27 protein-coding genes are annotated in these 22,756 nt (G+C 41.7%); 3 read left to right on the plus strand and 24 right to left on the minus strand.

Features of this window, described 5'->3' with window-relative positions; translation table 11 throughout:
* Positions 1-104: 104 nt before the first annotated feature.
* From tgt to flgB, 24 genes are all read right to left on the minus strand, one after another.
* Positions 105-1,244: a tRNA guanosine(34) transglycosylase Tgt gene (tgt, locus tag PE36_RS06090; protein ID WP_006031092.1), complete on the minus strand. Its 1,140-nt coding sequence runs from the start codon at positions 1,242-1,244 to the stop codon at positions 105-107.
* Positions 1,245-1,377: 133 nt separating this feature from the next.
* Entirely contained in the window at positions 1,378-2,427 is a 1,050-nt protein-coding gene (gene queA, locus PE36_RS06095; RefSeq protein ID WP_006031093.1) for a tRNA preQ1(34) S-adenosylmethionine ribosyltransferase-isomerase QueA, read from the minus strand.
* Positions 2,428-2,582: 155 nt separating this feature from the next.
* The gene (locus PE36_RS06100) at positions 2,583-2,999 is read right to left on the minus strand and encodes a hypothetical protein (RefSeq protein WP_006031094.1); all 417 of its coding nucleotides are present in this window, start codon (positions 2,997-2,999) and stop codon (positions 2,583-2,585) included.
* Between the two features lie 2 nt (positions 3,000-3,001).
* Positions 3,002-4,006, minus strand: a complete 1,005-nt coding sequence (locus PE36_RS06105) for a flagellar motor protein MotB (protein WP_006031095.1) — start codon at positions 4,004-4,006, stop codon at positions 3,002-3,004.
* Positions 4,006-4,863 (minus strand): flagellar motor stator protein MotA, encoded by an 858-nt coding sequence (motA, locus tag PE36_RS06110; RefSeq protein ID WP_006031096.1) that lies wholly within the window; start codon positions 4,861-4,863, stop codon positions 4,006-4,008. Before motA ends, PE36_RS06105 begins: the two co-directional genes overlap by 1 nt.
* Before the next feature lie 8 nt (positions 4,864-4,871).
* Positions 4,872-5,588, minus strand: coding sequence for an RNA polymerase sigma factor FliA (gene fliA, locus PE36_RS06115; protein ID WP_006031097.1), 717 nt, complete (start codon positions 5,586-5,588; stop codon positions 4,872-4,874).
* Between the two features lie 9 nt (positions 5,589-5,597).
* The gene (gene fliL / locus PE36_RS06120; RefSeq protein WP_006031098.1) at positions 5,598-6,047 is read right to left on the minus strand and encodes a flagellar basal body-associated protein FliL; all 450 of its coding nucleotides are present in this window, start codon (positions 6,045-6,047) and stop codon (positions 5,598-5,600) included.
* 29 nt (positions 6,048-6,076) lie between these two features.
* Positions 6,077-7,186, minus strand: coding sequence for a flagellar hook-length control protein FliK (locus tag PE36_RS23685; protein ID WP_006031099.1), 1,110 nt, complete (start codon positions 7,184-7,186; stop codon positions 6,077-6,079).
* Positions 7,183-7,500 (minus strand): hypothetical protein, encoded by a 318-nt coding sequence (locus tag PE36_RS06130; RefSeq protein ID WP_006031100.1) that lies wholly within the window; start codon positions 7,498-7,500, stop codon positions 7,183-7,185. The genes PE36_RS23685 and PE36_RS06130 overlap by 4 nt, the downstream gene beginning before the upstream one ends.
* A gap of 185 nt (positions 7,501-7,685) precedes the next feature.
* A complete protein-coding gene (gene fliS, locus PE36_RS06135; RefSeq protein WP_006031101.1) occupies positions 7,686-8,078 on the minus strand; it encodes a flagellar export chaperone FliS in 393 nt (130 codons plus the stop codon).
* A 17-nt stretch (positions 8,079-8,095) separates the two neighbouring features.
* Positions 8,096-9,448, minus strand: a complete 1,353-nt coding sequence (gene fliD, locus PE36_RS06140; protein WP_006031102.1) for a flagellar filament capping protein FliD — start codon at positions 9,446-9,448, stop codon at positions 8,096-8,098.
* Positions 9,449-9,551: 103 nt separating this feature from the next.
* Positions 9,552-10,676: a flagellin gene (locus PE36_RS06145; protein WP_006031103.1), complete on the minus strand. Its 1,125-nt coding sequence runs from the start codon at positions 10,674-10,676 to the stop codon at positions 9,552-9,554.
* Between the two features lie 370 nt (positions 10,677-11,046).
* Positions 11,047-12,081: a hypothetical protein gene (locus tag PE36_RS06150; protein WP_006031104.1), complete on the minus strand. Its 1,035-nt coding sequence runs from the start codon at positions 12,079-12,081 to the stop codon at positions 11,047-11,049.
* Positions 12,082-12,085: 4 nt separating this feature from the next.
* The gene (gene flgL / locus PE36_RS06155) at positions 12,086-12,988 is read right to left on the minus strand and encodes a flagellar hook-associated protein FlgL (RefSeq protein ID WP_043994043.1); all 903 of its coding nucleotides are present in this window, start codon (positions 12,986-12,988) and stop codon (positions 12,086-12,088) included.
* A gap of 9 nt (positions 12,989-12,997) precedes the next feature.
* The gene (flgK, locus tag PE36_RS06160; protein WP_006031106.1) at positions 12,998-14,329 is read right to left on the minus strand and encodes a flagellar hook-associated protein FlgK; all 1,332 of its coding nucleotides are present in this window, start codon (positions 14,327-14,329) and stop codon (positions 12,998-13,000) included.
* Positions 14,330-14,347: 18 nt separating this feature from the next.
* Positions 14,348-14,848 carry a rod-binding protein gene (locus PE36_RS23690; RefSeq protein WP_006031107.1) on the minus strand — a complete coding sequence of 167 codons (501 nt, stop codon included), beginning with the start codon at positions 14,846-14,848 and terminating at the stop codon, positions 14,348-14,350.
* Positions 14,849-14,870: 22 nt separating this feature from the next.
* On the minus strand, positions 14,871-15,983 hold the full coding sequence (locus PE36_RS06170; RefSeq protein ID WP_006031108.1) for a flagellar basal body P-ring protein FlgI: 1,113 nt from the start codon (positions 15,981-15,983) through the stop codon (positions 14,871-14,873).
* Positions 15,984-16,053: 70 nt separating this feature from the next.
* A complete protein-coding gene (gene flgH / locus PE36_RS06175) occupies positions 16,054-16,743 on the minus strand; it encodes a flagellar basal body L-ring protein FlgH (protein ID WP_006031109.1) in 690 nt (229 codons plus the stop codon).
* Between the two features lie 16 nt (positions 16,744-16,759).
* On the minus strand, positions 16,760-17,545 hold the full coding sequence (gene flgG / locus PE36_RS06180; RefSeq protein WP_006031110.1) for a flagellar basal-body rod protein FlgG: 786 nt from the start codon (positions 17,543-17,545) through the stop codon (positions 16,760-16,762).
* A gap of 65 nt (positions 17,546-17,610) precedes the next feature.
* Positions 17,611-18,333: a flagellar basal body rod protein FlgF gene (locus tag PE36_RS06185; RefSeq protein ID WP_006031111.1), complete on the minus strand. Its 723-nt coding sequence runs from the start codon at positions 18,331-18,333 to the stop codon at positions 17,611-17,613.
* Between the two features lie 13 nt (positions 18,334-18,346).
* Positions 18,347-19,660, minus strand: a complete 1,314-nt coding sequence (gene flgE, locus PE36_RS06190) for a flagellar hook protein FlgE (protein ID WP_006031112.1) — start codon at positions 19,658-19,660, stop codon at positions 18,347-18,349.
* 9 nt (positions 19,661-19,669) lie between these two features.
* Entirely contained in the window at positions 19,670-20,326 is a 657-nt protein-coding gene (locus tag PE36_RS06195; RefSeq protein WP_006031113.1) for a flagellar hook assembly protein FlgD, read from the minus strand.
* 5 nt (positions 20,327-20,331) lie between these two features.
* The gene (gene flgC / locus PE36_RS06200) at positions 20,332-20,754 is read right to left on the minus strand and encodes a flagellar basal body rod protein FlgC (protein WP_006031114.1); all 423 of its coding nucleotides are present in this window, start codon (positions 20,752-20,754) and stop codon (positions 20,332-20,334) included.
* 2 nt (positions 20,755-20,756) lie between these two features.
* Positions 20,757-21,128, minus strand: a complete 372-nt coding sequence (gene flgB / locus PE36_RS06205) for a flagellar basal body rod protein FlgB (protein ID WP_006031115.1) — start codon at positions 21,126-21,128, stop codon at positions 20,757-20,759.
* Between the two features lie 83 nt (positions 21,129-21,211).
* On the opposite strand from flgB, the gene flgA reads away from it, so the two are divergent.
* The 3 genes from flgA (at position 21,212) to PE36_RS06220 (ending at position 22,755) form a co-directional block, all read left to right on the plus strand.
* On the plus strand, positions 21,212-21,952 hold the full coding sequence (gene flgA / locus PE36_RS23695) for a flagellar basal body P-ring formation chaperone FlgA (protein WP_052298058.1): 741 nt from the start codon (positions 21,212-21,214) through the stop codon (positions 21,950-21,952).
* A gap of 84 nt (positions 21,953-22,036) precedes the next feature.
* Positions 22,037-22,312: a flagellar biosynthesis anti-sigma factor FlgM gene (locus PE36_RS06215; protein ID WP_006031117.1), complete on the plus strand. Its 276-nt coding sequence runs from the start codon at positions 22,037-22,039 to the stop codon at positions 22,310-22,312.
* Positions 22,309-22,755, plus strand: coding sequence for a flagella synthesis protein FlgN (locus tag PE36_RS06220; RefSeq protein ID WP_006031118.1), 447 nt, complete (start codon positions 22,309-22,311; stop codon positions 22,753-22,755). The genes PE36_RS06215 and PE36_RS06220 overlap by 4 nt, the downstream gene beginning before the upstream one ends.
* The last annotated feature ends 1 nt before the right edge of the window (position 22,756 follow it).

Raw genomic sequence — 22,756 nt, forward strand, 5'->3', positions numbered from 1 at the left:
ATAAATTTTAATATTGATATGATAAACCAATCACATTACATTACTACTAATGAGAAAGGTTTACCAAACTTAGATCGACAATCAGGTTCGTGTTTGCTTAATAATTAAGCGTCAGACTTCGCTAAAGGTGGCACTTCACGGCCTTGTTTAGCATAGAAATCTGTAACAAACTGTTCAAAGGTATCAGAATCAATCGCGTCACGGATACTTTGCATCAGGTTTTGATAGTAACGTAGGTTATGCATTGTGTTTAAACGTGCACCTAAGATCTCGTTACATTTGTCCAAATGGTTCAGGTATGAACGTGAGTAGTTCTTACATGTGTAGCAATCACATTCAGGATCAAGTGTACCGGTATCGGTTTTATGCTTGGCATTACGGATCTTAATAACGCCTTCACTTGTGAATAAATGACCATTACGGGCATTACGCGTTGGCATTACACAGTCAAACATATCCACACCGCGACGCACACCTTCAATCAAATCTTCAGGTTTACCAACGCCCATTAAGTAGCGTGGTTTGTCTTCTGGTAGTTGTGGGCAAGTGTGCTCAAGAATACGGTGCATATCTTCTTTTGGTTCACCTACTGCTAGGCCACCAACTGCATAACCGTCAAAACCAATGTCTAATAAGCCTTTTACTGAGATATCACGTAAATGCTCGTAAACACCACCTTGAATAATACCAAACAAGTTGTTTTTGTTTTCTAATTTATCAAAGTGATCACGTGAGCGTTGTGCCCAACGTAATGACATACGCATTGATTTCTCAGCTTCTGATTCTGTCGCTGGGTATGGCGTACATTCATCAAAAATCATCACTACGTCAGAACCCAAGTCATCTTGGATTTCCATTGAGATTTCTGGATCTAAGAAGATCTTGCTGCCGTTTACAGGATGACGGAAATGCACACCGGCTTCGGTAATTTTACGCGTTTTACCTAGGCTGAATACTTGGAAACCGCCTGAATCAGTCAGGATAGGACCCTGCCAGTTCATGAAGTTGTGTAAACCACCGTGTAGCTTCATCACTTCTTGACCAGGACGTAGCCATAAATGGAAAGTATTACCTAAAAGAATGTCAGCGCCAGTATCGTCAACTTCTTCTGGCGTCATGCCTTTTACCGTACCGTAAGTACCTACGGGCATGAATGCTGGCGTTTCAACTACACCACGTTCAAAGATTAAACGACCACGACGTGCGTTACCATTCGTTTTATCTAATTCGTATTTTAACTTCATATAAACCTCAAGTCAGAGAAACAGTCTGACATTACTTCTCTCAAAAAATTCAAACAACGTACTTTATCAGTCGTTGTTTATCGTTAACAAACTAGCCGTGAATGGATAAACACCAACGCACGACTAATTGAATTTATTTTTCCGTTTGCTTAGTGACAAACATCGCGTCACCATAACTGAAGAAACGGTATTTCTCAGCAATCGCATGTTGATAAGCGGGCATCACATGATCATACCCTGCAAATGCAGATAACAGCATGATCAAGGTTGATTCGGGTAAATGGAAATTGGTGATCATGGCATCAACAAGTTGGAACTTGTAACCAGGGTAAATAAATATCTCAGTATCTTCAAAGAATGGCGCTAACGGTAAGCCCTTTGCCATTGTTGCTTGCGCTGCACTTTCTAAAGACCGTACCGACGTGGTACCAACCGCGATCACACGACCACCATTGGCCTTTGTTTCAGCAATTTTAGCCACCACCTCTTCTGATACTTCGGCATATTCTGAATGCATATGGTGATCAAGAATATTATCCACACGTACTGGCTGGAAAGTGCCCGCACCAACGTGTAGGGTAACAAACGCGGTGTTTACATCTTTCTCAGCGAGTTCTACTAACAATGCTTCATCAAAGTGTAAGCCAGCTGTTGGCGCTGCGACAGCACCCGGTTTTTCATTATAAACCGTTTGGTAACGCTCTTTATCTGAATCTTCGTCAGGGCGATCGATATAAGGTGGCAGTGGCATATGGCCAATGTCTTCTAATATTTCCAATACATGACGTTCGTCTAAAAATTTAAGTTCAAATAACGCATCGTGACGGGCAATCATCTCGGCCTTCACGGTACCTTCTAAGATAAGTTGAGCACCTACTTTTGGTGACTTCGAAGAACGTACATGCGCAAGTACAGAGTGATCACTGATAACACGCTCAACAAGTACTTCGATTTTACCACCGGAGGCTTTTTGACCGTACATACGCGCAGGAATAACGCGGGTATTATTGAATACCATCAAATCGCCGGCTTCAACTAAATCAAGGATGTCTGCGAATTGTTTATCAACAAGCTCACCGCTATTACCGTTTAGTTGGAGTAGACGGCTTGAACGGCGATCCGCTTTCGGATAACGGGCAATTAACTCGTCAGGAAGACTAAAATTGAAATCTGAAACCTGCATGAAGGTACCTTAAAATCGAACTTAAAATTGAAATAGTCCGCTAGTCTAGTTATCAAGTCGCAGAAGATCAAGTTAAGAACACCACAGCTTCAAACATCAAATTGAATACTTATAAAAAACGCGCTAAAGTAGCGCGTTTTTTATAACAAATTCATTCACCTTTTAACAAAGTCAGTAACATTACTCGTTGTTACATCGCCTCTAAATGCTTTACGGCTGTAAAGTTTTAACAAAGGTAAAATTCGGCTGGCTTCATGCTCACTCCAAGCTACACCGTAAAAAATAAGTTTGTTACCAATATCAAAGCGATGTTTTTCAGTACAGAGAATACGCTCTCCATTCGGCCAACGAATTACAAACTTACGCGCTAATTTACGTCCTGATTTACGTGAAACAACAAAACCCACACCACCAATACTAATATCTTTAGCGACTGCTTTAGCCCAAAAGAAATCCATAAACAAAAAACGTCGATAAATTTTTATTGGCACGCCTTTAGTTTGATAGATAAGTGGAATAGATTTTGATTCAAATTTCCAACGATAAAATTTACGATTCGGTTCAATCTCCATGATCACTTACCTACGTTATCAAACAAGACTTTTGATCTTAATACTGGTCTATTATATTCAGCTCTATCAACCGCGTTATCAATAGCATTATCCGGTTTATCTCGATTAAATAACGACTTAATGGCTTCCTCTGCGTCTTCGGTCAGCAACAATAACTCGATCCGGCGGTTAACACTCGATTTAGGATTCGCAGCATCAATAGGCATCGTATCTGACATAGCGACGACTTGTGCAACCCGCTCTCTCGGCATACCGCCAATCTGTAGCATTTGCCTTGCTTGCAGCGCCCGTTGGCTAGACAGCTCCCAGTTAGTAAATGCCGCATTATGAAACTTAGAGCGATCTGTATGCCCAGAGATCATTAACTTATTCTCAATAGGAATAAAAACGGGCGCTAATGAACGTAAGACATCCTGAAAAAATGGTGTCATCTGAGCACTACCACGGCGGAACATTTTATGTTTAGCGTTATCATGTAATAGAATTCGCAAACCTTGTGGCACCACTTCAATGTCAATATTTTCAGCGGCACCAATCGAATCAGTAATAGCCTCTAATTTAGAGGCTAATAATGCTAATTGGTCTGGAGAAGTTAACTGCCCTTTCAGCAATGAATTCATCATTGGCTTATCACCGTAACCACTATCTCCTTCATCATCTGCAGTACGCTGATTTAAAGAACGAGCCGTTTTTTTAGATACTGAATGTTTTGTTAAATCTGGCTGATGTTTACTGTCTAATACAGATAAATCAGCGCCAATACTTGTCGGCAAAGGATTCCCACTAAAATCGAATGGATTACTTTCACTCTCAAATAATGAATAATTACGTATATTTTCAGAAAATTCCTTACGTTCATCGGCGTCTGAAACAGCGAGGATCCACAGCACCATAAAAAAAGCCATCAAAGCTAACATGAAATCAGCAAATGCGACTTTCCAAGCACCGCCGCCTTTTGATTTACCACGACTTCTTCTTTTACGCTTAATAATAATACTTTCTGACATTAGCTTGCCTTAGCGTTAAGCCACTGTTCCATTTCAACAAATGTTGGCTTAATTTCTCGATCTATCAACTTGCGTCCAGAATCAACAGATAGCACTGGTGATTTACCTGAAATATGTGCCACCATCATCGTTTTGACGCAAGTTAATAGCAGTAATTGATTATGTACTCGTGCAGCAAGTGATTCACCAATCGGTTCAAATAAGCAGTAGCAGAAAAAAATACCAAGGAAAGTCCCGACTAAAGCGGCACCAACGTGCAAACCAATCATCATTAATGGTCCGTCTAGCGAAGACATAGTAATAATAATACCCATTACAGCCGCTAAAATACCAAATCCTGGCATAGCTTCACCAGTAGTATGCAAGGCTTCAGATGGTTTTAATAAATCATCTTCAAGCGCTTCAATCTCACTTTCTAACACATGTTCTAATTCATGAGACGACATTTTACCCATTGACATCATACGAAAGTTGTCAGTAATAAAATGCATTAACAGACGATCAGAATGGATGTGTTCGTATTGTAAAAATAATGAACTGGTTTCCCAGTTTTCAATGTGTTCATCAATCGACTTTAATCCTTTATTGCGAACCATTTCCATCAGCGTATGCATCACCAACAGTAATTCTTTCATTACTTCGCCGCGATCGGCTTCTTTTTTAAAAGATGCAAAGAACTGATTTTTTAATTCAACCAATACATACTTAGGATTTGCGATTAACATTGAACCGATACCAGCACCTAGAATAATCATCAATTCAGCTGGTTGCCACATAACAGCAAGTTTTCCTCCTGCGAGGATAAAACCACCGAAAACACAGAGGAGGATGACCCCCAGACCTACAAATTTTTGCATAACAAGCCTTACAATAAATTGGTTAAATGAGAATGGAGCTTCTTAAGCGCCAATTGATGTAACTGACACACTCTAGATTCGGTGATCTTAAGGGTAAGGGATATTTCTTTCATATTAAGTTCATATTGATAATATAAGGTCAGTAATAATTGATCTCTTTGATCGAGTAAAGACAGTGTTTGCTTCAGGCTACGCTTAATATCAAATTTTTGAATATCTGAGTTTTCATCTGTAATATCAGTACCTGCTTGCAGTAACTCATCGAGGCTCTGCATCTCTTCAGATACACTATCAAAGATCATATCTTGCAGCTGCTCAGCATCTATCTCTAAAAATGCCATTAATTCTTTTTCATTCGCTTCCCGGCCTAACGTACGAGATAAAGTACGTCTCGCATGATTTAATGAATGGCCTTGTTGACGCGCTTGACGTGGGCGCCAATCCTGCCGCCTTAGTTCGTCTAGTATCTCACCTCGTATACGCTGAAAAGCGTAGCTTTCAAATCCATAATCTGGCTCACTGCCATAACGGCGAATAGCTTCGAGTAAACCCATTGTCCCTATCTGAACAAGATCCTCATAGGATTGCAACGTACCGATCTGGCTACGTAAATGCGTCACAGCTCGCTTGACTAAATGCATATATTTAATCAATAACGCATTTTCATCTACCACTGATGCCCTAGCATTAAAAGAACTGTTGTCCCAAGCAACCGAGTTTGTCACAGCAAGCTCCTATTGAACGACCAGTTTGGTAATCAGCACACCATCAATGATGCCATTCATTTCATACCGCATGAGTTCTTCATCTAGGCCTGATAACATCTCTATTTGTAATTGTTCTATATTTTTCAAATTTTTACGGATCGTGTCATAACTGCGTTGACTGAGGTTTTGGACAAAAGAATTACGGATCACCGGCATGTAATAATTAATCCCCTCAATAGACGCTTCTAATTTAGTCTCTAAAGTAACCTCCATCATGACATAGTAAATTGTGCGTTCACTTTCAACACTCACCACCATTTTATCAAGCGGTATATAAAACGGTCGGGTTGATTTTGAGACGTCTGGCGTTTGCATTAATGCTTCAATCTGCGCTTTAATCTGCACCTGATATTTAAAACCTAAAAAGCCCATTGCTGCGATAATAACTAACCCAATAATTAATATTTTGCCTTTCATATATGTATTAAAACCTTAAATTTTTAAAATCACACCAGAGTATTAAATAAGCCGCGCTGCTCGATAGGCAAAAGAGTTACATTTTCTGTTTGTTCCTCAGAAGAAGAGAGTGCGACATTATGTTCACTTTCCTTAAATTCTGTCTCTCCAGAGCCGCCACCCACATTAACATCGACCCCGGCACCAAACTGATTAGAAAGCTCACTTCGGAGCTGCTGTAATGATGCCTGTAGTGCATCTCTAATCGCACTGTTACTGGTATTAATCATCACCGTCAAGCGGTCTCCGTCCATGCGAACAGATAAATCTAAACGTCCAAGATCAGGTGGATCCAAACGTATATTAGCTTGCTTTATGTTCTGATGAACTTGCATTTCAATACGATCTTGTAGCACATTAAATAACTGCTTAGACCATGCATTTTGCTGATTCTCCATTTTGACGGCAGACCACTCATGTCTTCCTTGGGTCGCTTGGGTCATCAGGCGTTCAGGGGAGTTAATATCGGCTATTTGCTGCTCGATACGCAGGCTCGCAACATCAACGGGCTTTTTATCGTTAAGATTCGCGCTTGTTAACTTATCCAGCAATACGAGTGTCGATAATTTTTGCGTCGTGTTCATCACCTTCATTTCTGGGCTGAACATCTCGCCAGACGCTAATTTGGTCACATTAGCCTTTACTGCATCAGCCACATTCGTACCTCTAGATTGTGTTTGATGCCGAACAGCTTGTAACAGCGAGATTGACGGTGATTGTTCATGACTAAGTTCAACATGATTAACAGAGAGTCTTACCGACGCGGAGTTACTCTCTGACTGTGTCGTATGTTCAGCAAGTAGCGACGTAGGGGCAACAGAGGCAATCGCCACAGTCTTCGTTGTTGCGGTATCTGTGGTATTCGCTTCTGGTGCTAAAAAATGAGCAAAATCACTGTCTTTACTTTGATCTCGATGGGCTAGATTGTCCTGATGCTCTGGGCTAACAAAATCAATACTATCTTGCTCTTCAGCATCAATACTATGACCACCTTGCTTATCCGCCTCTTTAGCTTGCAGAGGTTGCGGTTTGATGGCATTCGTAGAAGTATTATATTGAGCGCCTGCATGACTGGCTGTTGTCGTGTTCATTGCAATCATATTTCTAGTTCCTGATAAGCCATAATACCTTCTTTATTTTTGGTATGGTTTGCCATTACACCAGCGAGATGCGCTTGTTGCTGTTTGCATAGCTCTAGCACTTTAGAATGGCTGCTTTTTAAGGCTGTGAGCTCTCTATGTAATTGTAACTTTAGCGCTGGTTTTAAATTCAATAACGAGAGTAAGGTGGCAACTTCATTATCTAACTTAACCACCTCGTTAACGTTAATATTTTCATTACTTGCTTTTACAACGCGGCAAAAATGAACATGTAAAATAATAATTTTCTGCTGTAATGATTTTATATCTAACACGCTTATCACCTTAGTCAATACGGCCTAATGAAATATCATGCAAACTACAGGCCAACCGTTAACGCTTTGTTATTGAAGGGAAATAAAATAGAGCAAGGAAACTTAACTTCCGCTCAACTTCCGCCAGCGGAAATAATAATACCGGGATCCCCAGCATTATTATTGGCTACATGAGCGCGCTAAAACTAAGCTGCATCTCGGCCTATATTGGCCCAACCTTCTTTCAAGTTTTCCATCACATTAACCACAGTACTGAGTTCTTCAACATCATTACTGATGCTGATGTTATAGAGTGTATTTGCACAGTACTCATATAAGTGATGAAGATTAGCCGCTACTTCGCCACCCTCTTCCATATCAAGTGCCGCATCTAAACCCGATACAATATCTAAACATTTACTGATAGATTTACCTTTATGCTCATATCGACGACCTAAAATATGACCTTCTGCACGTGCTATTTCATCTAATAACCCGTCAATTAACATCACCACTAATTTGTGGGGATCGGCCGTGGCAGCCTGTGCTTCGGTATTGGTTTCCTGGTAGGCATCATAACCCAGATCAAATTCGTTCATGTTTCTATCCTAATTGACTAAAATTCTTGGCTCATACCAAACAGACCACTGGTCTGCTGCATCTGACTCTGTAATTGCTGCATCGCGGTAAACTGTTTCAGGTAACGCTGATACAGACTCTCCATCTGCACATCTAACTGCGCGGTTTTGTCTTGCAGTCTATCAATCTCTGAATTTAAACTCGACACCCGGTTATCATATATCCCTTTTGACTGACTATAGGGCTTTAACGTCGTGGATAATCTGTCCACAATGCCGTCTTTACCCAGCAACATGTTGTTGAGAATATCCGGATCTTTATCCAGTGACTTGGCCAGGGCTTCTTTATCTAGGGATATTTCGCCGTTTTTATCAAACTTAAGACCGACCTGACCCAGGTAGCCACCGTCGGGCAGATTGGAAAACACAGAACGCAACTGCCGCATCATCGAGGAGGCGGTACTGTCACCGGACAGGGGCGCTCGGGTTATATTCTTCGTCGCGCCGGTCTCAACCTTGGAGATCGTCGCGGTTTTAACCCGGCCCATAAGGCCGTTATAGGCACTCACCAGTGACTCTAATGATTTGGTGATGGCATCATCATCACGCCCTACCGTTAATCTCAGCGGCTCGCCGACATTGGTTTTGGTCAATTCTAGGGTGAGATTATCGGTAATATTTTCAAGCTTATTTGACTGTGAAGTAATAGCGATACCGTTAAATGTTAATTTGGCGTTCTGTGCCGTACTTAACTGCGTTTGATTAGTAAGCGCGGTGTCTAACTCGGTGTAAGCTCCGCTGGTGCCGCCCGAGAGTGTGATATCCAGCTTATGAGCTGTTCCGGTTTCTTCACTGCTCAATACCAGTTTAACATCTGTACCAGTGCGAATAATGGACGCCTGCACGCCGGGATTATCTGCGGCACTGTTAATGGCATTACGCAGATCCATCAGGTTGGCATTGGCTGGTAATGTACTGAGATCCAGCGTGATACTTTTACCTGAGCCTGTGGGGTCAGGATCTGGACCAAGCTTAATTGTCAAGGAACCATCGCGTGGTGGCTGCCAATTCTCATCAGCAAACGTTAAGCCGATGCGATCGGCCTTGGCCAGCTGGCTTACCTCAATGCTGTAATCACCCACAATAGCGCCGTCAGTGGTGCTGGCCTTAATAATGCCTTCACTGCTTAACTTGGTGTCGGTCGCCCTTAAATCACTGCTTTTACTTAAGTCTTTAAGCGCCGTCGATAAATTGTCCACCTTTCCGTCTAATGCTTTGAACGCTCTGATCTTATTATTGACAGTCGCTTGCTGCGTATTATTGTGTTTATCCAAACCTGCACGGGTAGCAGCCACCAACTGTGAGGAAAAAGAAGCGGGATCTATCGCCATAACGACTCCATAAAAACAAAAAAGATCCTATATTCATGATTTGGATATAGGATCATATTTTTAATTCCAAACGGAATTAATGTATAACTCGGTCATTACGCGATTAACGTAACAGACCCATTACCATGCCGCCGATCTGGTTACTCTTGCCTAATACAGACATACCAGATTGCATTAACAGCTGTTGCTTAGTCATGCTTGCAGATTCTGCAGCAAAATCAGCATCCATAATACGGCCTTTAGACAGTTCAATATTCTGGTTCATGTTGCCCAGGTTGTTGATTGTGTGGTCTAAACGGTTGATCGACGCACCGAACTGGCCACGTAAAGAGCCAATAGTATCAATCAAAGTATCCGTACTTTTCATTGCCGCCTGTGCGCTAGCCTGATCGCTAACGTTACCCAGTCCTTTCTGCGCAGTAGCCAGAGCGGTTAATTTATCAGATACGTCAAGTTTCATGTTCTCGTTCGCAGAAGAACCGATCTGGAAGGTGATCTCAGCACCAAATGCACCGGCTTTCGATTCTATACCACTTTGTCCCACTAAGGTTCCAGATGCAGTAGCTACAGCTGTTTCAGCAGTTGCAATAGCAGTATCTTTTAATGCTTGAGTTGCGTATGTTGCAGCTGCACCAGTCGTACCAGTAGTCACAGTACCGCCAGCAGCTTCTACATCAGCAGTAGCGGTTGTACCAGCTGCTGCAGTACCAATTGAAGCACCTGTAGCAAGAGCTAAATTTTCTTCCGCAGCGACCAATTTATAGTTATCATTTCTGAATACTAGTGTATCTGCAGCTGTCACTTCTTTTGCAAGTAGTTTTTTACCTTCGCCGTATTGGGTATTTTGTGTAATGTTAGTTAATTCAGCGGCTAACTCTTTATACTCATCGTTTAATGCCGTGTATTCTGCTGTACCGTTGGTGCCGTTAGAAGCTTGTGTAGCGATATCTTTCATACGCTGACCAATGCTGGTCATTTCTGATAACGCGCCTTCCGCAGTCTGCATCATTGAGATAGAATCCTGAGCGTTACGCATGCCAACTTTCTGACCGTTAGACTGAGTCTGTAGACGCGTTGCGATCTGTAGACCGGCAGCATCATCAGACGCAGAGTTGATACGCAGACCGGTACCTAAACGTTGCATTGCAGTTGAGAGCATGCTGTTCGTTTTGCCCAGTTGGTTTTGAGTAGCCAGTGACGCGTAGTTAGTATGAACTGATAAAGCCATGTGAAAGTATCCTAATTCTATTGATTATAAAGAGATGAAATAGAAGTATTTAATGCCTTCTCATCTCGCTTATAAATACAAAGCGACACTCGATCCTAAAAACTTAAATTTATTTTTATTTTTATTTTATTTTATTTTATTTTATTTTAAATAAACATAATGCGTTGTATCTTTTAATTTAAGCGTTAATGCTCATGAACAAGCGCGATCTACTTTTACGTATCACTGCAGCACAGGCTCTATCATACTAATTACATAACAACAGGTTAATAATTATAAAACCAAAAATGCACCCAGTGATGTCACTCAGTGCATTATCGTTTTTCTATTATATCCAAAAAATTATCTGCATTTCAATTTCTCAGCCAGTTTACTTACTCAATAATGATACCGCAGTATTACGCGATATATTGGCTTGCGCTAATAAACTCGTTAACCGACTGCCAAAATCACCGTCACGGAGTAATTCAGAGAGCTCAGATGCCACGGCGCTAATATCAATAGGAGCAGAGTGAGTCCCTTTATTTCGAACCTGATCCATTGCAGCTCTAAGCTGAACGATAGCATGACGCACATCAGCTTGTACTTGTCTTACTTGCTCATTAACGTCTTGCTTATGCACATTTTGTTTATTGGCATTGCCATCGATGGCGTCAGCCAAACTCAATAAAGCGCCAACTTGTAATTGCATCTGCACGGGTACTGGATTGCCCGCCGGCACTCGAATACCTTCACCCGAAAATAATACCGGTTCATTAAAAAACCGACTATTATCAGATGTCGGATTGAATACTAATTTTTGCTCTGCATTAAGTGTCACCTTGGTATCAACCGCAGCTAAAGAACGGTTAATACTCATTAATATTTCTTTCGGCTCAGCATAAGCAGGAATGTGAAAACTCACCGACTTACCCGCGGATGGCAGTACCATACTCAGTGTTTCTGCGGGTTTTTTCGCTAATAAATTCACACTATTCAACACGTAATTAGGGCGTTCTGCATGGCGATTCAATACTTTTGGCTGTAACTGGCCATTTAAGTCTTTACTCGTGACATGGTCAAGTTGGCGCACTCGATTAGCCATCACTTCAACATTATTAACTTTACTATTGAGCATCGTACTAATATTAACAAGCTCCCGATACACAGTACCTAAACTATTCTCTGCACTTTTATATTGACTAAAAACCAATTGGTTTGAATTCAGCCCAGACCAACGCGCTAAGCCTGATGCAGTCACGTTACCATTGCGTTGTTTGTGCAGTTCATTCGTCGTCAGCTTGCTATCACCGGCATTAACACTCGACCCTTGAGTCGATTTTTTTGCCGCAGGAGTAACAAGAGATGGTAAATATTTAGTGCTATTAACTAAATTACCACTAACTTTATTAAGTATATTTATCATTGCCTTACATCACATTAAACAAGCTTAACTTACTTGCCTTAACATAAACCATCTGTGTTGTTTTTAGTGCCAATTCAGCTTGAGCTAACTCAAATGACGCCGTGCCATAGTCGAGTTGCTCTAAGGATAACTGCAGGTTTTTGCCATATAAACTAATATCAGTATTGGTATCTTTCGTTTGTATAATTTCTGATAGACGAGTACCGATAGTAGTCAGTAATTGTAAGTTGGTATCAGCACTCGAGTCTATCGCCGCTAACATAACCTTTCTGTCGGCAGGGACTTGGCTATCCGTGTTTAACTTCTCGATATAGCCATCTAAGTCTTTAAAAAAATCTTTGCCACCATCAAAAAAAGTTTCTTCAACATCGATGTTCGAAACAACCTTAACACCGGAAGCAATCGTTATTTTACGTTCACTATTATCACCGACATAGGTGTAGTCCCCCGTGACAGGATCTGGTCCTGCAATCGGTGCTTTTGCGACTTCTGAGCCGGAAAATAGATATTTGCCATTACTGCCTTTGGCATTTGAACTCGCCAGCAATGACTCTTTTACCGCTTCCATTTCTTGAGCAATCGCTTTGCGTCCTGCCGGGGTTAGCGTGCCATTACCCGCTTCCAAGGTTAAATCACGCAATTTCCCGAGCTGGTCGGAAATACTGGTGACATAGGTTTCAGCCCCTGAAAGATGACGACGAGCGTTTTCAATATTAGTATTAAACTGTTTTAAATTGGCTTGTTCCGCTTGTAACGCCATCAATTTCACCGTACCTAACGGATCATCCGATGGTTTAATAATGCGCTTACCCGATGCCTGTTGTTGACTAATATGAGAAAAACTACTTGCGCCTCGCTCCATACCGCTCATGACGATACGCTGAAGTTGAACTGTACTAACTCGCATAATTATTCCTTACATCATCCTTAATAGGGTTGAAAATAGCTGATCAGCCATGCTAATTACTTTTGCGTTAGCATTATAAGACTGCTGATACTTCATTAATGAAATACCTTCTTCATCGAGGTTAACACCACTCACCGAGTCACGTTGAGCTAATGCATTTTCAGCCACCGTTTGACTTGCTTGCGCACTAGACCGTGCCTCACCACTTTTAATCGCAAGAGAACCAACCAAACCATTATAAATACCTAAAAATCCATCTTTCATCTCAAGTAATGCGGTTAAATTAGTATTATCACCGGGACCAGTACCGGCCGCACCAAGGGCTAAATCTTTCGGTTTAAATCCATCAGACACCTGGAATGAACCCGCGGGATTGGACGGATCATAACTAAACAATGGTTTACCTACGCCAACGGGAACGTTAATATCCTGACCTAATGCCAATTGGTTGTTCATCGCATCAGCAGTATCTTTGGCTAATTTATCTAATTCTGCTTTCGTGGGATCTAAAACATGACTCTTATAAGATAAAACGCCACCTATTTTACCGCCAACGTCACCATTAAAAGTAAAATTTTGCCCCGCGATACTCACCGCATAGCCAGACCCTTTATTTGATAATGTCGCAGCACTGGCTCCCAATACCACGGGCTGTCCGCCGGAAAGAGAGAGCGTGATAGACCCATCGCCCTGACGACTAACATCAAGCGCCATCAATTCAGCTAATTTACTAATCGTTTCAGCACGTTGATCCTGTAATGCTGTCACATTACCACCCGTCGCGCTGCTCTCTACAATTTTACTATTTAAAGCAGCCACTTGCGAAAACATGGTATTAGCAGAACTCATCATGCCATTAATTTGTTGTGAAATATCTGTACTCTGAATATCCAAATTTGAATATAAAGAATTAAACCGATTGGCAAGCGCATCCGCAGAAGCAATAATTTGCTGTCGCGGTGCGATGGTACTTGGTTCAGTAGTTGCAGAGTCTAACGCGCTAAATAAGCCATCAAGGCCTTTCGCTATACTGAGGTTTTCGTTAGAAACGAGCTGTTCACTGATCATAAGATAGCTACTATACGCTTGCGAAAAACCATTATTTGAATTACTTCGCCACAAGCTATTATTAAGATAGTTATCCGCGATACGACGTACCGAGGTGATCTCAACGCCTTGCCCCGTGCTTAAGTTTGAGTTACTCGCGCTATAGCGCGAACTACTAATAGCATCAAGACGGCTATAACCAGAAACGTTCACATTCGCGACATTGTTACTGACTACATTCAATGCTATCTGCGACGCATTTAAACCAGATAACCCATTACTGAACATGCTCATAATTAATTTTCTCTTAATCTACTGAATATTTAATAGCGACTGGCTAAACGAGCCAAGCAAGGTTTCTTGAATACTATTAGTCTCTTGATAACTACAAGCGACCCCTTTTTCAATAAACTTTAACGCAAAATTAAAATTATTTTCCTGAGATGCTTCAGAAAGACTCGTTACTAATGGCAACGCCTGTCTGACAATTACATCTGCAACACCCGCAACGAGTGGCGACATCTGCCTGACCATTGCGTCAGCAATACCAAGAGCACTCTTATCCGCCATCGCCATTGTTAACTGCCCATCATACATATCGCGGTACATACGCTGGCGGTCGCTATTAACAAACGAATCATCAGAAGCTAACGCATCACTAGCAGTACGCATACTTTTTAATACCATTTGCAAAAACATGGTTTCAAATTGATCTGCCACCTGAGTCAAACCTTCAACCGTATTCCCATGTTCTTTAATTGCATTAACGGTTGTTGGGTCCATTGCTAACCCAGTTGTTTCTATTTTTGTCATTGAGTTACTACCAGTTTTGTCATTAAATTACTACCAATTCAGCTTCTAATGCACCCGCTTGATCAAGTGCTTGTAAAATTGACATTAAATCGTCTGGCGATGCGCCTAAACTATTAATAGCTCGGACAATAACCTCCAGAGAAGTACCTTCAGGCACAATAAACATCGGGTTATCGCCTTTCTGTATATAGATTGACGACTCTGGTGTTATCGCAGTATTGCCATTAGAGAAAGCATTGGGTTGACTTACATTTGAGCGTTCATTAATGGTTACCGTTAAGTTACCGTGACTAACAGCCGCTTTGCGAACCTTCACATTCGCCCCCATGACCACAGTCCCTGTTCGACTATTAAACACAATACGCGGTTTAACTCGACCTAACTCAATTTCTATCTCTTCTAACATCGACATGAAGGTAACGCGTTGACGCGCATCGACGGGTGCTGCAACGGTCACACGATGTTGTCCTTTCGCTTGTGCTACGCCGTCACCAAAAATAGCATTGATGGCAAGCTCGATGTTACGCGCCGTTTTAAAGTTCGGTGTTTTAAGATTAAGTACCACTTCTTTTGCGCTAATAAAATTAGTCTGGATCTCTTTTTCAACCGTTCCCCCGTTAGGAATGATACCAACAGTCGGCGTATTCACTGTCACTGAAGAACCAGAGCCACCTGTCGCTTTTATGCCGCCAACAACAAGGTTACCTTGAGCCGTAGCATATATTTCACCATCCATACCACGTAACGGTGTTAATAGTAGGGTGCCACCACGTAAGCTTTTCGCATCACCAATCGAAGACACTGTAATATTGATGGTTTGACCTTTACCGGCCTGAGGTGCCACCTCAGCAGTGATCATAACTGCGGCCACATTTTTTAATTTAGGGTTGCCTTTATCACCGAGTTTTACGCCAAACTGCTGCAACATATTAATCATTGACTGAGTCGTAAATTTCACTTGACTCTTATCCCCCGAGCCATCTAAACCCACAACAAGCCCATAGCCAATCAGCTGATTTTTACGTAGCCCTTGGATATCGGTAATATCCAATAACATACGCTGATATGCAGCACTAACACCGACAGATAACAGTGTCGAACATAACAACACTGATAACAAAATTAGTTTCTTCATTCATTTAACCTAAGTTATATTGTCTCTGAATCACAACCCTGAATACGTTCTAGCAACCACTGATTGATGGCTAAAAAGGAAACCACTTACTATTAATGAATCGTGTAAACCAACCTTGTTGATTCGATTCAGCAAGTTCTCCACGCCCAGCATAAGTAATATTCGCATCTGCAAGTCTTCGAGAGCTTATTCGATTCGACTTATCAATGTCATCGACCCGGACTAAGCCTGTCAAACGAATATACTCATCCCCTTGGTTGAGTTTGATCCATTTCTCACCACGAATACGTAACGCGCCAGTCGGTAAAATTTCAGCAACCGTCACCGTAATCGCACCAGATAATGCATTTTGTTGGCTTGATGTACCACCACCATTAAATGAGCGGTCAGAACCAAGGCTAAACGAACCTGTTGCATCAAAAGACGACAGATTACTGGTATAATTACCACCACCTTTAGAGTTCTTTTTAATGCCTGAGTTTGCTCGCTTACTAGACTGAGTCTGCTCTTCGAGTATTACCGTTAAAATATCACCGACCTTGTATGCGCGACGATCTTGAAACATATTTAATAGTGAAGAATTAGCTAATAAACTACCATCACCTAGCGTAGTTGTATCACTGCGTACTATCGGTTTAGTGGTGATAGTAGGTGACCATTCTGCCTCACCCGGCTTTGCCTCTAACACATTGTAAGCGTTATCGGCACAACCTCCTAACAGAGCACAAACACTCAGTTTTACCAGCCATTTCGCCAACATAATTAGTACCTATCGGTTATAAAGATTGAGTAACGAACTGCAACATTTTATCCGCAGCAGACACCACTTTGGCATTCATTTCATAAGCGCGTTGCGTCGAAATCATATCGACCATTTCTTCCACTACACTTACATTTGAACCTTCTAACCCGCGTTGCTTAATTTGTCCTAATGAGGCCTCGCCAGCCACGCCTTCTTGTGCCGCACCAGATGACCCAGTTTCAGTATATAAATTACCACCTAACGCAACTAGACCTGCTGGATTAGCAAAACTGGCCAACGTTATTTGGCCTACGTCTTGTGGCGCACTTTCACCCGCTAACTGCGCTGTTATAGTGCCGTCTGAACCAATTGTAATACTGGTTGCGTCTGCTGGAATTTGGATGCTTGGAACCAATGGTAAACCATCGCTATTCACAATTTGACTATCTGAATTCAACGTGAACTGACCATTGCGCGTATACGCTATTTCACCGCTGACTTGTTCAACTTGGAAAAAACCTTTCCCAATAATAGCCATATCCAGCTCTTGACCCGTGTCAGCAAAGCTCCCCGGCGTGAAGACTTTTTGAGTACCGGTAACACGAACACCATTACCAACTTGAACGCCCGTGGGTATTTCATTATTTTGGTCTGCTAATGCCCCTGGCTGACGTTTGATATCATAAAATAGATCCGAGAATGCAACGCGATCTTTTTTAAAACCAGTGGTATTAACATTGGCGAGGTTATTGGCAATTATTGACATTTTTACATCTTGTGCTGCCAACCCGGTTTTACTTGTCCAAAGTGCTGAACTCATTATATTATTCCTACTATTTAAAGCTAAGGTGATTAATTATTTAAAGCTAAAGTAATTAATTATTATCAACCGCTGATCAGTTGATTGCCTTTTTGAGCCAATGTATCAGCAGTTTTCATCATCTTAATTTGCAGTTCAAACTGGCGATTAACCATCATTGATGAAACCAACTCGGTCACCGCATTCACATTAGAACCTTCCAGAAATCCTGACACTAACGCGACATCTTCAGCTCGATTTCCTACAGCGCCCGCCTTTAAATGCAACAAGCCGTCCTGCCCTTTCACCATGCTGCCCGCTTCAGGTTTAATCAGCTTTATTTGGCCAACTTGAACCTGTGCACCGCCTAAAGTAATGGCAGTCACAGTCCCATCACTGCCAATTTCGATACTTTGGTATTCAGGAAAAGTAAGTTGCGCACCATTAGCAACCACAGCGTTACCATTAATGGAAGCACGGCCTTCACTGTCTAATGTCATGCTGCCTGCCCGAGTATATGCTTCAGCTCCACCCGGCGTTCGCACTGCAATATAGCCTTCGCCTTGAATTGCGATATCTAAGCTACGGCCAGTTTTTTCTAGCTTACCAGCAGAAAAATTAGTACCTGACGCTGCACTTTGACTAAGATAACGAGTTTCATAACCCGCGCCTTCGATCTTGTAAGCTACAGCGCGATCAATATCCGCTTTAAAGCCGTTGGTATTAACATTCGCCAGATTATTAGCGCGAATGTTCATTGCCGTTTGGCTTTGCTCGGCACCAGATAAAGCGGTATAGAGTAGTTTCATCAACTAATTCCTATTAAAATGCGTTAAATAACACTTGAGTCATTTTTTCAGCGGCTGAAATTGTTTTAGAATTAGCTTGATAGTTACGCTGTGCTGTCATCAAACTAACGAGTTCACCAGTCAGGTCTACGTTAGAACCTTCATAAGCACCCGACGTTAATGAACCCAGTGTGCCACTGCTTGGTAAGCCTACAGTTGGTGCACCCGAGGCAAAACTCTGACCCCATGTGGTATTATCACCTTGACGTAAGCCATTTGGATTAGCAAAATTAGCCAAAATCACTTTGCCTTGTAGCTTATCTTGACCATTAGTGTAAACACCGTAGAGAGATCCATCATCATCAATACGAATTGTTTTCAGATCGCCGGCGCCATAACCGTTAGTTTCATTACGACTCAAGCTAAAACTTGCTGCATTTTGACTCATATTCGTCATTGATATTTTGATGCTTAATGGATCAGCACCCGTTATAGTCTGCGAAAGCTCTACCGAGCCAGTTGGCGACGTGATGTTACCACTGGTGTCAAAATTTAATGTTTGCGTTGCGGTAGTACCGGCTTTTTGTCCATCGATGAAATAATGTACATCCCATTCATTTTCAACAGTAATACCTCTAGCAGCAACCGCTTTCACTTCAGGGCTGCCGATGACTTTCGGCGTAGCCGTCGGATCCGCTATCACCGCTGGTTTAGCAGCCACGGCTGTAACAGCAGGTCCGGGCACTTGTTTAACAAAATACTGTGTTAACACGTGCTCACGGCCTAATGAATCAAAAACTTTGCCTGATTGTGAATAGTTATACATATCAGGTTGGATATTGGTGGGGTCAAACGCTGTCGCAGGTGCTGCAGCATCGGCTTTTAAGTTAGCGGCAAATTCAACACTTGACGATGCTTTCGCGGGTAATGTACCAGTGCCGACCTTTAGATCCGAAATAACACCGCTTAACAGTGCGCCATTTGCATCGACAGGGTAACCCTGTAAGCGCGCACCACTACTGGTTTCAATATAATTGCTCGCATTACGAACAAACGAACCAGCACGCGTATAAGATGTTTCACCGCCATTATTTAATACAAAAAAACCACGACCAGAGATCGCAAGATCCATTGAACGGCCAGTATTAACGACATCGCCATCGCGATCAAAGTTACTTGAAATCGCAGCAACTTCCACACCGCCAGCAGAACCACCACTGTAAACAGAAGAGAACTCTGCACGACCTGATTTAAAACCCGAGGTATTTACATTGGCAATATTTTGCGAAATAACATTAAGCTGCTCATTGGTAGAACGAAGCCCTGACAAACCGATACTATAAGACATTTTAAACCCTTAACTTGTTGTTTTACCAAATTCAGAAATAGAGAACAGAGAGACACTACCCATACCTGCAATTGACAGCTGAATATCAGAACCTGTTTTTGGCAGCGTTACTTTTTCAACTTCTCGCGATAGTAAGGGGGCACCGTTTAGTACTCGTTCACCCATTTTAACTTCAACGTCAAACACATAGCTGCCTTCATCTAGTTCTGGCACTTCGAATGCAATATCGCCAGACTCAGGGTATTTCCAAGTTTGTGTATTAATAACCTTGCCGTTCAAATCTTTTACAGTCAGGGTAACTTCATCAGCCGCACCATCGAGACGGATAACACCGCTTGGTTTTTCACCTTGCTTGGCAGCAATGCCAGTAGATGGGACTAACACTGTGGTACCAATTAAGGCTGTGCTCTGTAGTACTTGTTGGGTATAGAGCATTTCAGCTTGACTAGATTGACCGGCACGTAACCCTTCAACCCCTTCAACCATCGAAAACTGGGCCAATTGGCTGACATACTCAGTACCATCTAGTGGATCAAGAGGGTCCTGGTTTTTAATTTGCGCAACCATCATCTGTAAAAATTCATTTTTCAAGCCCAAAGCACTATTGGCTGTAACCTCAGACGTCTGAGCTGGGTTCGTTCTGTTGCTATTATTTATTGGATTCATAACCGCTACCCTTGTCCAAGTCTTAACAGACTTTGTTGCATGCTATTGACACGGCGCATGACCTCAGCTGAACTCTCAAAACTACGAGATGCCGACATCATGTCAGCCATTTCAGCCACCGCATTCACATTCGAATAAAAAACGTAGCCATCATTATTTGCGAGTGTATTTTCAGGCTCATATCGACGTTCGATAGCTTGTTGTGATCGAGTAACCCCAAGCATATTAACGCTTGCTCCCGTCACCTCTAACGTTTCTTGACTCGTTTGATAGATAGTCGAAAAGATCGGTTTCAAAGCATGATATGCTTCTTTTTCGCTGCTTGCTGCAGAGTTCACATTCGCTAAATTTGAGGCGACTGTATTCAAACGTAATGTCTGGCTTCGCATACCACTACCAGCAATTTCATAGATATTATTAAACGACATAATTAGCGTCCATCGATTACTTTTTGAAGTCCTTGAATACGCATATTTAAGAACGTTAAACTACTTTGGAAGTTCATCGCATTGTTATTAAATTTTGCTTGTTCGACACCTAACTCAGCAGTATTACCGTCTTTTGAAGCTTGAAATGGCACACGATATAGACTATCCATTTCGAGTTCTGGTAATCTACCGCCCGTTGATTGATTTAATTGCATTTCTAAATTTGTCAGCACTGACTTGAAATCATAATCGCGGGCCAGATAACCCGGAGTATCAACATTGGCTAAGTTACCAGCTAAAATTTCACTGCGTTGAACTCGCGCTTGTAAAGCGTAAGGATGAATCCCCAGTGCTTTATCAAAATTTATTGCCATGAACTGTGATTCCTATGGTTTGTTATCATAAACTTAGTCAACTTAAGCAATATTCACACCACAAATTAAAGAGTGTTAAAACAATGACTTACCATGCAAGTAAACAAAAAAGGGAAGTGGGTGCGGAAGTGCAACTTCCCCTAAGGAAGTTACTGATATTAAGTATTCTGTGGTCACTGAGTTACAGCGTGTCTGCGCATTTATTTAAGCAACAGGTTGATCAAGATATTAAGCGCTATAGCCAGCAGCAAAACTGGCGAAATTATGATGCTGAGGTCCTCATCTGGCTACCGAATAAAGCAAATCACTTGCCTGCCTGTAAAGACACCGTGCAATATCAACGGGCAACACCAAATAATGCACCTATCGGTCGAGTCAATTATTTAATATCTTGTACACAGCCAAGCTGGAAGATCCGCGCGCACGCTAAAGTAAAAATAGGGTTAGAAGTGTGGCATGCTAAAACAGACATTAACCCCAATCAGATACTAAAAAAACAAAATATTCAGTTACAACGGGGAGTAATAAGCCGTCACACCCAACGTTTTATCACAAGCTCACAACAATTAGTCAATCAACGAGCTAAACGCCGAATTAGGTCAGGTAAAATCATCTTACCAAGTCAATTACAGCAACGTCTCTTAGTCGAGCGTAATGATGAAGTCATAATCAGGGCCGGTTCAGGCAGTTTTGTAGTATCAATGAAAGGAAAAGCCCTGCAGAATGGTCAATTAGGTGATAAAATCTATATTAAGAACCTGTCATCTGGAAAAAAGATTCAGGCTAAAATCATTGCATCAGGCGTTGTTGAAACTTTATTTTAGTTTATTTTCCATTTAGAATTACAGTTACACTCTGTTTGTGTCGCTTAACTATAATAACCGGATAATTGTAGGTACGAGAACAGCATGAAAATAACCAATAGCATTAATGGTCACGCAATGGCTAAAGCCGTATCAAGCTCAACTAAAGTAACAACTGATACTGCAGTTCAAGGTTTGAAACAAACAACTGAAGTGAATCGAAAAGCCGATAACTTTGTTAATATCAGCGATAAGTTAGCACCGACTTCGGATATAGACATGGATAAAGTGAACCGCATTTCGGCACTACTTAGAGAAGGTAAACTAAGCTTAGATTTAGACATACTGACTGATAGTATTGTTGAGATGCACCGTCGATGAGTAAAGTTCGTCAATTTATCATCGCTTTAATTTCAGGCCTAAAGGCAGATATTAAAAATTACTCACTATTCCATGAATTACTGCACAAACAGCACAACCTGATGCAGCAACATAACAGTGAAGAACTCATCACGTTAAATCAAGATCATAGTATATTATTAGAAACAATTCGTAAGCACGCTATACGCCGTAAACAACTGATGTATCATATTGGTGTTACTGCTGATAATGCGGGTATGGAAAAAATACTGGCCGCACTAGATGCGCAATCCGGCCCTCAAGTCGCCATATTATGGGATAAATTAAAGCAGCTAACTCACCACTGCCACAACCAGAATGAAGTGAATGGTCAATTACTCGCATTACAATCCGAACTATTAAATAAAGTCTTACATATTCAACCGCAAGATGAGTATTCACCCAATACAGCCGGTGAATACTAAG

The sequence above is a fragment of the Moritella sp. PE36 genome (genome assembly GCF_000170855.1).
Classification (GTDB): Bacteria; Pseudomonadota; Gammaproteobacteria; order Enterobacterales; family Moritellaceae; genus Moritella.

Bases quoted from the DNA above. Each gene is read 5' to 3' on its own strand.
- PE36_RS06215 (WP_006031117.1), top strand. From the start codon at position 22,037: ATGAAAATAACCAATAGCATTAATGGTCACGCAATGGCTAAAGCCGTA.
- PE36_RS23690 (WP_006031107.1), bottom strand. From the start codon at position 14,848: ATGACAAAAATAGAAACAACTGGGTTAGCAATGGACCCAACAACCGTT.
- flgK (WP_006031106.1), bottom strand. From the start codon at position 14,329: ATGAGCATGTTCAGTAATGGGTTATCTGGTTTAAATGCGTCGCAGATA.
- PE36_RS06195 (WP_006031113.1), bottom strand. From the start codon at position 20,326: ATGAATCCAATAAATAATAGCAACAGAACGAACCCAGCTCAGACGTCT.
- flgE (WP_006031112.1), bottom strand. From the start codon at position 19,660: ATGTCTTATAGTATCGGTTTGTCAGGGCTTCGTTCTACCAATGAGCAG.
- motA (WP_006031096.1), bottom strand. From the start codon at position 4,863: ATGCAAAAATTTGTAGGTCTGGGGGTCATCCTCCTCTGTGTTTTCGGT.
- PE36_RS06145 (WP_006031103.1), bottom strand. From the start codon at position 10,676: ATGGCTTTATCAGTTCATACTAACTACGCGTCACTGGCTACTCAAAAC.
- flgL (WP_043994043.1), bottom strand. From the start codon at position 12,988: ATGCGAGTTAGTACAGTTCAACTTCAGCGTATCGTCATGAGCGGTATG.
- fliL (WP_006031098.1), bottom strand. From the start codon at position 6,047: ATGAAAGGCAAAATATTAATTATTGGGTTAGTTATTATCGCAGCAATG.
- flgG (WP_006031110.1), bottom strand. From the start codon at position 17,545: ATGAGTTCAGCACTTTGGACAAGTAAAACCGGGTTGGCAGCACAAGAT.
- queA (WP_006031093.1), bottom strand. From the start codon at position 2,427: ATGCAGGTTTCAGATTTCAATTTTAGTCTTCCTGACGAGTTAATTGCC.
- PE36_RS23685 (WP_006031099.1), bottom strand. From the start codon at position 7,186: ATGATTGCAATGAACACGACAACAGCCAGTCATGCAGGCGCTCAATAT.
- PE36_RS06150 (WP_006031104.1), bottom strand. From the start codon at position 12,081: ATGATAAATATACTTAATAAAGTTAGTGGTAATTTAGTTAATAGCACT.
- fliS (WP_006031101.1), bottom strand. From the start codon at position 8,078: ATGAACGAATTTGATCTGGGTTATGATGCCTACCAGGAAACCAATACC.
- flgA (WP_052298058.1), top strand. From the start codon at position 21,212: ATGACTTACCATGCAAGTAAACAAAAAAGGGAAGTGGGTGCGGAAGTG.
- tgt (WP_006031092.1), bottom strand. From the start codon at position 1,244: ATGAAGTTAAAATACGAATTAGATAAAACGAATGGTAACGCACGTCGT.
- PE36_RS06105 (WP_006031095.1), bottom strand. From the start codon at position 4,006: ATGTCAGAAAGTATTATTATTAAGCGTAAAAGAAGAAGTCGTGGTAAA.
- flgH (WP_006031109.1), bottom strand. From the start codon at position 16,743: ATGTTGGCGAAATGGCTGGTAAAACTGAGTGTTTGTGCTCTGTTAGGA.
- flgB (WP_006031115.1), bottom strand. From the start codon at position 21,128: ATGGCAATAAATTTTGATAAAGCACTGGGGATTCATCCTTACGCTTTA.
- fliD (WP_006031102.1), bottom strand. From the start codon at position 9,448: ATGGCGATAGATCCCGCTTCTTTTTCCTCACAGTTGGTGGCTGCTACC.
- PE36_RS06185 (WP_006031111.1), bottom strand. From the start codon at position 18,333: ATGAAACTACTCTATACCGCTTTATCTGGTGCCGAGCAAAGCCAAACG.
- PE36_RS06100 (WP_006031094.1), bottom strand. From the start codon at position 2,999: ATGGAGATTGAACCGAATCGTAAATTTTATCGTTGGAAATTTGAATCA.
- flgC (WP_006031114.1), bottom strand. From the start codon at position 20,754: ATGTCGTTTAATAATATCTATGAAATTGCTGGTAGTGGTATGCGAAGC.
- PE36_RS06220 (WP_006031118.1), top strand. From the start codon at position 22,309: ATGAGTAAAGTTCGTCAATTTATCATCGCTTTAATTTCAGGCCTAAAG.
- PE36_RS06170 (WP_006031108.1), bottom strand. From the start codon at position 15,983: ATGAAGAAACTAATTTTGTTATCAGTGTTGTTATGTTCGACACTGTTA.